Genomic DNA, 13238 nt, shown 5'->3' on the forward strand with positions numbered 1-13238 from the left:
AAATAATAAATTAATATTAATATTAATATTTATATTTTATTAATTATGTACACAAAATATTAAAGTTTAGAGATTTATTATAGCATAAAAGGCTTATCTTTTACAGACGTTTTCAATTTTCACTATAATTTGAAAAAGAAAAATAAGCGTTGTGGGAAAAAAGATATATATCATTAATATGTTATTTATATGTCATATAAATTCAATTTAATAGAATTTAAGTCTTGACCAATCTCTTAGTAAAATGTAAATACGCAATCTTTATAAAATATCGTCCCATAATAAAAGTGGTAATAAATAGTAAGGTGTATAAGTGCAATTAATATTCAATGATCAATCTAAGAAAGAAGCTTCTATAGAGGAAGAGATTATTAATCATCTAAGGCTAATACGTAGTGAAAACATTGGTCCAAAAAGTTTTATATCTTTAGTAGAATTATATGGTAGTGTTAAAAATGCAATTTTAGCAATCCCAGAATTATCAAAACGAGGGGGAAAAACTACTCCAATTAAGATCTGTAGCATTTCTAAAGCTGAAGAAGAATTAGAAAATGTTAGGAAAATTGGAGGACAAATTATATGTTATAAAAATACATCATATCCTAGTCAATTACTTACTATAGATGATTTTCCACCTGTGTTAACCATACTCGGAGATATTAATCTTTTTAATAATAAAATAATAGCTGTAGTTGGCTCACGTAATGCTTCTGCTAATGGACGTAATTTTGCCTATACTCTTGCCAAGGATTTAGCTGAACAAAAGATTATTACTGTATCTGGTTTAGCAAGAGGAATTGATACAGCAGCTCATAATGGTGCTTTAGAAAACTATACTACAATAGCTGTTATTGCAGGAGGAATAGATAATATTTATCCCCCGGAAAATAAAGAATTATATTCTCAAATAGCACAAAAAGGAGCAATTGTAGCAGAGTTACCATATGGCTCTGTACCACGCGGACAAAACTTTCCACAACGTAATAGAATTATTTCTGGTTTGTCGCATGGGGTGGTTGTGGTGGAAGCAAGTTTTGGGTCTGGCTCTCTAATTACTGCTAGAATGGCTCTTGAACAAAATCGTGAAGTGTTTGCTGTCCCAGGTTTTCCCTTAGACCCACGCTGTAAAGGTACCAATCATTTAATAAAACAAGGAGCAAAGCTAGTAGAATCTGCAAAAGATATTATAGAGGAAATAAATTTTACAGATCATATTAATGTGAGCTATATAAGAGAATCAAATCCTGCATCTTTTCATGCAGCATGTTACAATATTGATGAAAATGAACTACTTAAAGCGCGTATAGAAGTCAAAAGCTTGCTAAATGCTAGCCCAATAGATATAAATGATATAGTAAAGATGTTAAATTTTGCGCCCCAAACTATACTTACAGTTATTCTAGAATTAGCAGGTAAAGTAGAGCGCATTAAAGGTAACAAAATTTCTTTAAAGTTTTAATAATTTATTTACTATATTTGTTCAACATGCTAAAAGACGTATCAATAATTATAGTATTAGACATAATAAATAGATGATTAACTAAGTATTTATTGTTAATTAAGTATTATTTAACAAATTTAATTTGTTATATATAGTCAGTATATATTGAAAAAGGAAGAAAATAGATGAAATTGGTAATAGTAGAATCCCCTGCTAAGGCTAAAACTATTAATAAATATTTAGGTAAAGATTATCAAGTGGTAGCTTCTTATGGTCATATTCGGGATTTACCTTCAAAGAATGGTTCTGTGATACCAGAAGAAAATTTTACTATGATTTATGAAGTTAATGATAAATCTAGAAAACATATAAAGCCTATAATAGATGCTTCTAAGAAAGCAGAACAAATTTTTTTAGCAACAGATCCTGATCGTGAAGGAGAATCTATATCATGGCATATCGTTGAAGCTTTAAAAGATCTCAAAGCTATTAAAAAAAATATTCCAGTAAAAAGAGTAGTATTTAATGAGATTACTAAAAAAGCAGTATTAGAGGCAATGCAACATCCGCGTGATATCGATATGGATTTGGTTAATGCTCAACAAGCTAGAAGGGCCCTGGATTACCTTGTTGGATTTACGTTATCTCCAGTATTATGGAGAAAATTACCGGGTAGTCGTTCAGCAGGGAGAGTGCAATCCGTAGCACTTCGATTAATTTGTGATCGCGAAGTAGAAATAGAAACTTTTATTACCAGAGAATATTGGGATATAAAAGTTAATTTATTAAACAAACAAGATGAGCTCTTTACGTCAACACTTACTCATTTGAATGGAGAAAAGCTAGATAAATTTGCACTCTCAAGTGAGAAGGAGGCACAAAAAATAGTACAATTCTTACAGAAGAAATTATATCATGTTGATAATATTGAAGAAAAGCAAGTTAAGAGAAATCCTCTTCCTCCATTTATTACATCATCTTTGCAACAAGAGGCATCAAGAAAGCTAGGGTTTAGCCCTGATTACACGATGCGTCTTGCTCAAAAGCTTTACGAAGGAGTAAGTATTGAAGGAGAAACTGTTGGACTCATTACCTATATGAGAACAGATGGGGTACAGCTTGCTCAAGAAGCAACGAATAGTATTAGACAGTTGATTAATAAGAGTTTTGGGAAAGAGTATCTTCCTTCATCACCTCGTATTTATAAGAGCAAAGTAAAAAATGCTCAAGAAGCACATGAAGCCATTAGGCCGACCAATGTTAATTTAGATCCGCTGCAAGCTAAAAAATATTTAGATAAAAATTCGTTTGAACTTTATGAACTGATTTGGAAACGTACAGTAGCTTGTCAGATGGAAAGTGCTATTTTAAATGTGTTATCTGTAATTATTAAAACTGATGACAATGAGACAATTTTAAAAGCTACAGGATCTACGTTAAAATTTGATGGATTTTATCGTCTATATCGTGAAATATTGGATAGTGATTCGAATAATAATGAAGAAGAGGAAAATAAAATATTACCTAAATTAGATATAGGTGATAAATTAAAATTATCGGAAGTATTACCGAGGCAACATTTTACTGAACCTCCACCGCGCTTTAGTGAAGCAAGTTTGATAAAAAAATTAGAAGAATTGGGTATAGGTCGTCCTTCCACTTATGCTCCTACAATTTCCTTGTTACAAGATCGTAATTATATACACTTAGATAAAAAGAGATTTATACCTGATGAACGAGGAAGACTAGTTACTACATTTTTAATAAGTTTCTTTCAGAGATATGTGGAGTATGATTTTACTGCTAAATTAGAAAATGAACTAGATCATATATCAGCAGGTGACTTAGAGTGGAAATTATTTTTGAAAAATTTCTGGTATGACTTTGAAGCGAATGTTACAGAAGTAAAGCAATATGACATTGGGCAAATATTAGAGAAAATTTCTATTTTGTTAGAACCGTATTTATTTCCAAATAGTGATAAGAATAAAGAATGTCCTTCATGTACAAATGGTACTCTTGCTTTAAAACTAGGTAAATTTGGAGCATTTATTGCCTGTTCAAATTATCCTGAGTGTAAATATACTCGAAAAATAGGTGATAGTGATGAACAGGATACGCCTATAGTTGCTGATATTAATAAATTAGGAATAGATGAAGATACCGGTTTAGATATAACTTTACGTCAAGGGCCATATGGGTATTATATACAACTAGGGGAAGCTGACGAGGAAAATAAAAAACCTAAACGTATTTCTTTACCTAAGTCTATTGATCCGCAAGAATTGAGTTTAGAACAGGCAAAAGCCTTATTAAATTTGCCAAGAGAAGTGGGAATACATCCAGAAACTGGACAGGTTGTTAAAGCTGGTATAGGTAGATTTGGACCTTATCTTTTTTATAATAAATCGTATACTAGCATACCTGCTAGTGATGATATATTAACAATAGGTATTAATCGAGCAGTATCTTTAATTGCAGAAAAAGGTTCAAAAAAGATTGAACCTGTAAAAGTTTTAGGAATGCATCCTGTACTAAATCAAGAGTTAGCAGTATATGAGGGAAGATATGGGTTATATATAAAATTAGGTAAAGTGAACATATCATTACCTAAAAATATAAATTTGGATGAATTAACTTTGCAAGAAACAGTTGATATCGTGGATACATATCAAGAAAAACATCCTGAAAAGAAAATATCTTCTAAAAAAACTACTACTACCAAAAAGAAAAAAGCTAAGTCATAATAAAATTTATGTTACTAGGGTTCTTAGCACCTAATTTTGGATCAGTTCATGTTTAAGTAAGTATGTGTGCATAATAGCCAAGAATATAATATATTTAACTTCTCCCTATTTGAAGAAGTCGTGAAAAACTTCAGTTTTTAAGCGGATGAGGGGGTATATTAAATAATTAGATCTATTAAACCCTCACCCTTGGAAAGCAAAGCTTTCCAAGACCTCTCCCTAGATGTACAATTTCAAGGGTTGATGGAAGAAAAAAAGAGTATATAATAAGAGCTAGGGATATAATTAATTTGGAGGAATTGTGGGACAAATATTACATGGCTGCGCCACGACTACGCACGCAATTAGAAAAGAATTACAGCGATCGCAAGCTACGATCAAAGAATTAAGTGAACAATATAATATTAACCCTAAAACTGTGATAAAATGGCGTCAAAGAAAAGAAGAAGGAGTAGAAGATCGCTCTAATGCTCCTAAAAAAGCAACTACTATTTTGAAGCCCGAAGATGAAGCTTTGATTATTGCTTTTCGTAAGTCTACGCAATTACCTTTGGATGATTGCTTTGATGCACTTATTAAAGAAATACCTTATTTAACTCGTTCAAATCTTTACCGATGCCTTAAACGGTACGGTTTATCTTGTTTACCCAAAGAAGATAATATCAAAGAGAAGAAGAAATTTAAGGCTTATGAAATAGGATTTATGCATCTTGATATCACAGAAGTAAGAATTGGTGAGGGAAAATTTTACATATTTGTGGCAATATGTAGAGTGAGTAAATTTGCTTATGTTGAGCTGCATAATAATAGCAATGGCGATACTACAGTTAATTTTCTTGATAACTTGGTAAGTAGCTGTCCCTTTAAGATACATACCATATTAACTGATAATGGTGTTCAATTTGCTTACAATGGTTTAGCCAGGTACAGAGCTCCTAAAGCAAGACATAGATTTGATCTAAAATGTAAAGATTACGGTATCAGGCATCGCACAACAAGGCCTTATAGTCCAAGTACCAATGGTCAAGTAGAAAGAATGAATAGGACTATAAAAGAAGCTACTACTAAGAAGTATCATTATACTAGTAGAGAAGAGTTAGATAGTCATCTACAAGCTTTTGTTATGGCTTATAATTATGCTAAAAGGCTTTCTTCTATTGCTAGAAAAACGCCTTTTGAAATGATCTTGACTTGTTACACACAAAATGCTAATAATTTTAGAATTAATCCTAACCATCAACTACTGAAACCGTACACCTAGGATTTCTAATAATGTTTTCCAGAATAATAGTAGCAAAAGTGTCCCCTACTTTTTTGTTTATTATTGATAATACGAGTACTTACTCAATTTTTTAATGCTCGGGGATGAAACTTATTATAAAGTGTCATAAGACGCTCTGAATCAACACTGGTATAACGCTGCGTTGTCGAAAGGCTGCTGTGCCCAAGTAGTTCTTGAATTGATTTTAGGTCTGCACCTTTAGCCAAAAGATGAGAAGCAAAACTATGCCTGAAACTATGAGGTGTCATATTTTCTGGTAAATTCATTTGATTCCTAACTTGCCTTATATATCTTTGAAATACTCCAGGATTTAAAGTTTTTCCCTGTAATCCTCTAAAAATTTTATCTTCCTCCTCAATTTGATAGGGACAAAATTTTAAATACTCCTCTATGGATTCTTTTACAATACTGAGCATTGGTATAATTCTTTCACGCTCACGTTTTCCTTTAATAATCAAATTATCGTTATATAATTGTTTTTTAGTAACAGATAAAGCCTCTGCAATGCGCAGTCCGCACCCATAAATTAATATTAACAATGCTAAATCTCGCTTAATAATCCAGGTACCATCATCCTCTCCCACAAAATTTAAAATATTTTTCATTTGATCTTGAGTCAATGCTCTTGGTAAGGGAGCAGACCTTTTAGGAGTACGCATATTAAACATAATTTCATTGTCTAATAACTTGTTCTTATATAAATACTTAAAAAAACTACGTATTGAAGCCAAATTTCTGGCTAATGAGCTAGTTGAATGATTGTCTTTTCTACGCATAGCTAAAAATGACCTTACATCTGATACAGTAATAGCTTGTAAATTTTCTATCGTGATAACACTATTAAAATGTGTATTCAAAAAAACTAAAAAACACACAAGATCATTACTATAAGCTTTTAAGGTATGACGAGAATATACTCTTTCATCACGTAAATAGTTACACCATTTTAAGTATAAATCTTGGACTTCACTTTCCATAGAATATTGATCCATCTGCTATATACCTTTGATAAATGAAAACTAGCAAAATAACTTTTTAGTTCAAGCGAAGAGTCGAAACTTACCAAGTTAATAATTTGCTAGTATTTTTCATAATACTATATTTTACATCTCTAAAGCTAACTACTTATAGTGATATATACCACACCATACTAAAAATCTGGTAAAACAACTATATATTCTTTTATTATTTTTTTCCAAAATTATCTTTAATTCATATAGAATAAAATTTATGTTAAATTATTAGCTAAATATATCTCCATAATATATTTTTATTTTCACTATTAATTAACCCTTGGTTAATAACATATATTATATATCAATAGTTTAGGAGAAAACTAATTCATGGGAATCAAATTATACAAAGAACTAACTCCTGTTATTTCTCATTATTTACTTGGAATTACAGAACTGAAGTTATATGATCCTGAAATCATTAGATTATACTCTAATGAATCCCCTCTTGGTCCAAGTGTTCAAGCTATAGAAGCATATACAAAAAGTAGCGCTCAAATACATCTATATCCTGATAATCTCTCTTCTACACTACGCAATGCCATAGCAAAAGCTCATGGCTTAGTAGCAGAATATGTAATATGCGGAGCCGGAATTACCGAATTATTAGAATTAATAGTAAAATGTTTTGCCGGTCCTGGAGATGAGGTATTGTATAGTCAATATGGTTTTTTATTATATCCAATTGTAGCATTAAAAGTTGGTGCTATACCCATTACAGCTCCTGAAATAAATCTTAAAACAGATGTTAACTCTATCTTGTCTTACACTACTCAAAATACCAAAATAGTCATAATTGCTAATCCTAATAATCCAACAGGCAGTTATTTAACCACTGAAGAAATGCTCTATTTGCGTAAAAATCTACCCGAGAATGTTTTACTAATAATAGATAATGCCTATAGTGAATATGTTGAAAAAGAGGATTTTAGTGATGCTATTGAATTAGTAAAACAAAATCCTACTAACACTATAATGTTACGTAGTTTTTCAAAAATTTATGGATTAGCAGGACTACGTTTAGGATGGGCCTATTGCGATAATTCTATTATAGAAACTCTAAATACCATGAAAAATCCTTATAGTATTTCTAACAGCGCTGCTGAATCTGGGATTGCCGCCCTCAAAGATTTAGCGCATATAGAAGCAAGTTTTAACCATAACGCCACTTATTTATCATGGATCACAGAACAATTACAATCCATTGGTTTAAAGGTACATCCTAGCGTAGCTAATTTTGTCTTAGTTGAATTTCCACTTGATCCTAAAAAAAATGCAGAACAAGCAGATAATTATCTAAAAAGTAATGGTATTATGGTAAGAAGCCTTGAAAGATATGCCTTAAATCACTGCATACGCTTAAGTATTGGTAAAAAAGAAGAATTAGAAAAAGTAGCACAAGTACTTAAAGAATTTATGAGTTTTTAAATAATAATATATAAATATAGGTAAATAGCTTAGTAGTGTCTAAATAACTACTTGCAAATGTAAAATACAGTGATATTTTTACTAAATATCCTCTCATATTTGCAATATATTAGTTTATTTAGTAGATTTATTATATAATTGTAAGAGTATAGTATGATCGGTTTTATAAAGAAATTACTAAAACAAAATTTGGATCCACTTAAATCAGAACAAATGCAAGCATTTTCAGTAGAAGCAGATTATGAAAAGGATTTTCCAAACTATTATAAAGAACATTTGGAACCCTACTTTAAGGAATATTTTTCCCAAAAATTTAAAACTTTATAATAGACTGTTATATAATGCTTTAAATATAGCAGTAATATCGTTTATTATTACTTTAATAATTATATTTACTCCATTGCGTAATTACTACAATATAATAGCTTCGTGGTTTGACCACACCATGGCTTCTTATACTATTTGGTGGTATGGATTACCAAAATGGATACAAATAATTTTTCCTTCTAAATTAGTAATTTGGTCCTTTCCTCATCCTTTAACGTTAGAATTATTAATATTATTTTTTATCAGTCTTTATTTATTTGTATCTTTGCTTAGAACCAGAGTTTCTATTAAAGAAAAAATTCTCCTACCTATTTATGAATATATGGGAGATTTTTTTTACAGTACTCAAAACTCTATACAAAATGAAATATTCTATAATGCTCTGATACTTCCATCTCATGATCAAATTTCATTTTCAAATGGTAGTATTATTGCTAATTATCCTGATGCTAGAATAGAAATTGTAGAAACCTCTCTTTTAATACAAGACCCTGATTCAAGATTTAAACCTAGTACTCCAACATTTATAGGTTTACTCATTGCAGTTAACTTTCCTAAAGGAATTTCTATAAAAGGGCACCATCTATTTACGAGCAGTGTACCTAACTGGCTAACTCAATTGCTTGCAAAAGAACAAAAACTTTCTAAATATGGTTATAGTGGAACCTCAGAATTATACTCTAGCGATATAGAAGAAATTAAAAAAATTGACCCTAACGGCTTACTAAATACCATAGATGAAATAGCTAAAATTGTTGCAAGCAATAACAGAAATAAAAAAGCTTTTTATTTAGATGATAAAATTGTATCATTCCTAAAAAGAAAAAAATCTATCTCTTTACTAGAAAATATAGATAAATTAATACAATGTGCTATTTATGAACAAAAATTATTTATAATGATACCATCAAATAAAGAATTGTTATTAACACAATCAATTTTTGATCATGATTCAAATAAATATAACCAAGATATACATATTATTTTAGCGACGTTATATTTAACTTTCTTATTTATAAAACATATTAATGCAGAACCAAACTATGAATAGATTTATATTAATTTTTACTTATATTATATCGTCTTATATATTCTATATACCAGTATCTTTAGCAGCAAATCAAACTAATGGTATTACCTTTACTCAAAATAATGACATTCTAAAAAGAGCAGCATTATATCTAAATTCTTTAACTACGCTTGTTGCTGATTTTCATCAGGTATCACCAAATGGAGAAATTTCAAATGGTAAATTTTTTCTATCTCGACCAGGTAAATTAAGAATTCAGTATAATCCTCCTGTACCTATTGTAATGACCATTAATGGCTCTTTAATATCTTATTATGATTATGAGTTAGATCAATTAAGTCATAGTACTGCTCATGATAATCTAGCTAGTTTTTTAACCCGTAAAAATATTTCATTTTTCTCTTCAGATATTAAAGTCAAAATGGTAGATAAATCGAAAGGGCTTATACGTATTAAACTCACGAAAGCTAATAAATCTAAGGATGGAGAACTAACTCTTATTTTTAATGACTATCCTTTTACATTAAAAAAATTAGACATTACTGATGCTGAAGGCAATACTACCTCCGTGTCACTATCTAACACTAACTTTGGCACTAAAATTGATAGTAAATTGTTTGTACTAACTAAAAAAGCAAAATACTAGGGTGCTAAGAACCCTAGTAATTATTTACATACTCTGTCTAAATTTTTCTTTTGATGTTTCCCGTGAAGCAATTATAGATTGTATTTTATTATGACCATTTTTATTATAAGGTAATTCATTATCTATATATAGCTTAGGTCTTTCATCAGAAATATTTTTCTTTAATTGCTCATACTTCTCATTTATTTCTTGTAGTTCTTCGTGTAAATAATCTAACGCATCTATGGCATACATACATTGCTGTTTTATAATATTATATATCAATTTAAAATCTTTATTTTCCTGGTCTATTATTTCTAAAATATTATTTACCTTCGCAGATAAAATCTGAAACTTATTAAAATCATCTTCAAGTAATATAGTATTTTTAATAGTTTGAAAAAGTAGTTTTCTAGTATGATCATCAACCAGTAATAAAGATAATATAGTAAATTAAGTTGATAAAGACATGATATATGATATATTAAAAAGCTCATAAACCCAAAACAGTAGAAGCAATGGCATATTCCTTAGATTTACGTAAAAAAGTAATTCACTATGTTAATAAAGGTTATACCAGAGAAGAAGCTGCAAGAATTTTTGGCATAGGTGAAAGAACAATTTATAGATGGTTATCGAGATCGAAATCCGGGAATTTAGCAGCCACACGAGCAGCTAAGCCATGGAAGAAGCTTGATCCAATCAAATTATTAAACGAGGTGTCTAAAAACAGCAATTGGCTATTATCTGATTTTGCAAAGGTTTTTAATGTGTCTACAGCTGCTATCTGTTTGGCATTCAAGACTTTGGGGATCACACGAAAAAAAAGACCACACTCTATCGTGAACGGGATGAAGCAAAACGGCAATTATTTTTGGCAGCTATCGCAAACTATAAAGCGGAAGATATAGTTTATATTGATGAGAGTGGAATTGATAGCTATTTGTACTATTCTTGGGGATACAGTCTCAGAGGAAGTAAAGTTTATGGTGATATCTCAGGTAAAAAACATGATTGAGAAAGCTTTATTGCAGGTAAGGTTGGGAAGAAAATTATTGCGCCAATGTGTTTCAAGGGCACATGTAATACAGAAGTTTTTAACGAGTGGGTTAGTCAGTGTTTGGTGCCCGAACTAAGATTTGGTCAAGTTGTAATACTTGATAATGCAACGTTCCATAAGTCAGCTAGAACTAGGAATTTAATAGAAGATATAGGCTGTAAACTTTTATTCTTACCACCTTACTCTCCTGATCTCAACCCAATTGAAAAATATTGGGCTCATTTAAAAGCTAAAATCAAACCTATCATTACTAATTTTAATAACCTTAGCGATGCTATTGATTATGGCTTCTCTATGCCATTCTCAACTTAATTGACTATAGTTTAGAAGCTGTAAAATATCTGGCAGATAAAGGCGCTACTCTAGATAGTTTAGATAGATATGAAATGGAGCCTTTATATTATGCTATTGCCCTGAAAAGAAAGGATTTAATAAAGGTGTTAATTACAAAAGGGGCAGAATTTACGGAAGAAATTAAAAAATATGTGTCTGATAATATGGGTAAAGATTTCTGTAAAGAACTTGAAGGTTTAACAACCAAAGATAAAAAAAGTACAGAAAGTGATTATAATACATTTAGTAAATTACTAGCCTTTATGCCAGCCTTTGATAAGTTGCAAGATATAATTTTAGAAAAAACTCTTAATAGAAGGTCATCTGCTATATTTTTAGAAAAAATTATTTCCAAGGTAGTAAATTATATAACTAGTGAGGAAGTAAGCGCAAGCACTAGTCATGACCTCAGCCAAGCAGCATTACTTATATATAATAATCGTCAAATAGCTCCTCATTCTTCAACTGCCATACAAAAAATTCTGAAAGAGGGTGTAAAAGCAAATTTACCTACAATCATGAGTTATGATACTCAAATGACGCATCTTGAAAAATATATAAAAGAATCAAGTGTAAGAGAAATGAGTAGATAATTCATTAAAGGGATAATTATGCAAAATAGTGAAGTATACGTAACTCAAAGTGATTCTTTCAGGCAAGCAGTAAGAAATAATAATATAGAAGAGGTAAAAGAATTTATAAATAAAGGTGCGAGTGTCAATGAAGGAATAGGGAATGGGATGCCAGTTTTACATATAGCATCCTATTTGGGACACCTACCAATGATAGAATTACTATTAGATAATAGTGCTAGTATCGATGCTAAATGTCAAGATGGGAAAACTGCTGTACACTGGGCTATTCAAGCTGTTAGAAGAGATAAGAGAACAAATAATATAGAAGTAATAAAATTGCTGTTAAATAAAGGTGCAAGTATAGATATTAGAGATGATAGCGGTAGAACGCCTTTTCATTATTGTATTCTGTATAAAAATATAGAAGGGATGAGGCTTTTATTTAAAAAAGAATTTGACCTAACTGTTGCAGGTGAAAATGGAATGGTTCCCTTACATTATGCTATTCGCTCTAACAACAAAAAAGCAGTACAGTTTTTATTGAGTGAAGGTGCTAACATACATGCCATAGATAAAGATGGTAAGACAGCTTTGCATTATGCTGCTTGGAATGGTGATGTAAAAAATATTGAACTGTTAATAGATAATGGAGCTAATGTAAATGCTATAGATAAAGAAGGCAAGACAGCTTTGCATTATTCTACTTCGAGAGGTGATATAGAAAATGTTGAATTATTATTAGATAAAGGCGCTAAAATAGATGCTAGAGATATTAATGATACGCCTTTACATATAGCAATTAGAGAAAACCATAGGGAAGGTTTAAGATTATTAATAGATAAAGAGGTGAATTTAAATGCTAGAGCTAAGTATATAAATTTATCTTTAAAATTTGCTTTTCAATATTATTCACACAACCGAAAGGAGATAATAAATATGTTAGTTGCAAAGGGAGAAGAATTAATTACTAAAGTTAAGCAAAAAGTTTCTGAAGATTTATATAAAGAGCTTCAAGAAGTGGATCTAGAATATACAACAGGAAAAGAAGCATATAATGTCTTTAATAGTTTACTAGCCTTTATTCCCGCTAATACTTGGAGAAATACACTTTGGAGAAAGAATGTTATTGATAAAATAGCAAATTATATGACAAGTGAAGAAATAAGCCAAAGTGTAAGTAAAGATCTTGCTGAGGCAATATTAGCTGTATACGATAATCGTCAAGCATCTAATAAGGCTGTATGTACTATAAAAGATATCATTCAACCAGGGGCTAAAGCAAATTTACGCACTATCCTAACTAAGGGTGCCCACATGACGTATCTTCAAAAATATATCGAAGAATCAGATATGAGAGAAATTAATAGATAGTTAACT

Annotated in this window: 13 protein-coding genes; 11 read left to right on the forward strand and 2 right to left on the reverse strand. The window is 30.4% G+C overall.

Features of this window, described 5'->3' with window-relative positions; translation table 11 throughout:
- The first annotated feature begins 313 nt into the window (after window positions 1-313).
- From smf to NOVO_01080, 3 genes are all read left to right on the forward strand, one after another.
- Window positions 314-1459 (forward strand): DNA processing protein DprA, encoded by a 1146-nt coding sequence (gene smf / locus NOVO_01070; protein AIL64619.1) that lies wholly within the window; start codon window positions 314-316, stop codon window positions 1457-1459.
- A 167-nt stretch (window positions 1460-1626) separates the two neighbouring features.
- On the forward strand, window positions 1627-4188 hold the full coding sequence (gene topA, locus NOVO_01075) for a DNA topoisomerase 1 (protein AIL64620.1): 2562 nt from the start codon (window positions 1627-1629) through the stop codon (window positions 4186-4188).
- Window positions 4189-4489: 301 nt separating this feature from the next.
- Window positions 4490-5449: an Integrase core domain protein gene (locus NOVO_01080; protein AIL64621.1), complete on the forward strand. Its 960-nt coding sequence runs from the start codon at window positions 4490-4492 to the stop codon at window positions 5447-5449.
- 83 nt (window positions 5450-5532) lie between these two features.
- Here NOVO_01080 and xerD_1 read toward each other — a convergent pair whose 3' ends face one another.
- Entirely contained in the window at window positions 5533-6462 is a 930-nt protein-coding gene (gene xerD_1, locus NOVO_01085; protein AIL64622.1) for a Tyrosine recombinase XerD, read from the reverse strand.
- A 351-nt stretch (window positions 6463-6813) separates the two neighbouring features.
- On the opposite strand from xerD_1, the gene hisC2 reads away from it, so the two are divergent.
- The 4 genes from hisC2 to NOVO_01105 all read left to right on the forward strand — a co-directional run bounded on the left by hisC2 (window position 6814) and on the right by NOVO_01105 (window position 9914).
- Window positions 6814-7911, forward strand: coding sequence for a Histidinol-phosphate aminotransferase 2 (gene hisC2, locus NOVO_01090; protein ID AIL64623.1), 1098 nt, complete (start codon window positions 6814-6816; stop codon window positions 7909-7911).
- A gap of 153 nt (window positions 7912-8064) precedes the next feature.
- Window positions 8065-8238 carry a hypothetical protein gene (locus NOVO_01095; protein ID AIL64624.1) on the forward strand — a complete coding sequence of 58 codons (174 nt, stop codon included), beginning with the start codon at window positions 8065-8067 and terminating at the stop codon, window positions 8236-8238.
- Between the two features lie 118 nt (window positions 8239-8356).
- On the forward strand, window positions 8357-9289 hold the full coding sequence (locus NOVO_01100) for a hypothetical protein (protein ID AIL64625.1): 933 nt from the start codon (window positions 8357-8359) through the stop codon (window positions 9287-9289).
- Window positions 9282-9914, forward strand: a complete 633-nt coding sequence (locus NOVO_01105) for a lipoprotein chaperone (GenBank protein AIL64626.1) — start codon at window positions 9282-9284, stop codon at window positions 9912-9914. Before NOVO_01100 ends, NOVO_01105 begins: the two co-directional genes overlap by 8 nt.
- Window positions 9915-9938: 24 nt before the next feature.
- Here the strand turns inward: NOVO_01105 and NOVO_01110 are convergent, their stop codons facing one another.
- On the reverse strand, window positions 9939-10148 hold the full coding sequence (locus NOVO_01110) for a hypothetical protein (GenBank protein AIL64627.1): 210 nt from the start codon (window positions 10146-10148) through the stop codon (window positions 9939-9941).
- Window positions 10149-10411: 263 nt separating this feature from the next.
- Here NOVO_01110 and NOVO_01115 point away from each other — a divergent pair, with 263 nt between their 5' ends.
- The 4 genes from NOVO_01115 to NOVO_01130 all read left to right on the forward strand — a co-directional run bounded on the left by NOVO_01115 (window position 10412) and on the right by NOVO_01130 (window position 13232).
- Entirely contained in the window at window positions 10412-10804 is a 393-nt protein-coding gene (locus tag NOVO_01115) for a Transposase (GenBank protein AIL64628.1), read from the forward strand.
- Window positions 10805-10956: 152 nt separating this feature from the next.
- Window positions 10957-11265: a hypothetical protein gene (locus NOVO_01120; protein AIL64629.1), complete on the forward strand. Its 309-nt coding sequence runs from the start codon at window positions 10957-10959 to the stop codon at window positions 11263-11265.
- A gap of 74 nt (window positions 11266-11339) precedes the next feature.
- Entirely contained in the window at window positions 11340-11879 is a 540-nt protein-coding gene (locus NOVO_01125; protein ID AIL64630.1) for a hypothetical protein, read from the forward strand.
- Between the two features lie 18 nt (window positions 11880-11897).
- Window positions 11898-13232: an Ankyrin repeat protein gene (locus NOVO_01130; protein AIL64631.1), complete on the forward strand. Its 1335-nt coding sequence runs from the start codon at window positions 11898-11900 to the stop codon at window positions 13230-13232.
- Window positions 13233-13238 lie beyond the last annotated feature (6 nt).

The sequence above is a fragment of the Rickettsiales bacterium Ac37b genome, from assembly GCA_000746585.2.
In the GTDB taxonomy this organism is placed as follows: domain Bacteria; phylum Pseudomonadota; class Alphaproteobacteria; order Rickettsiales; family Arcanibacteraceae; genus Ac37b.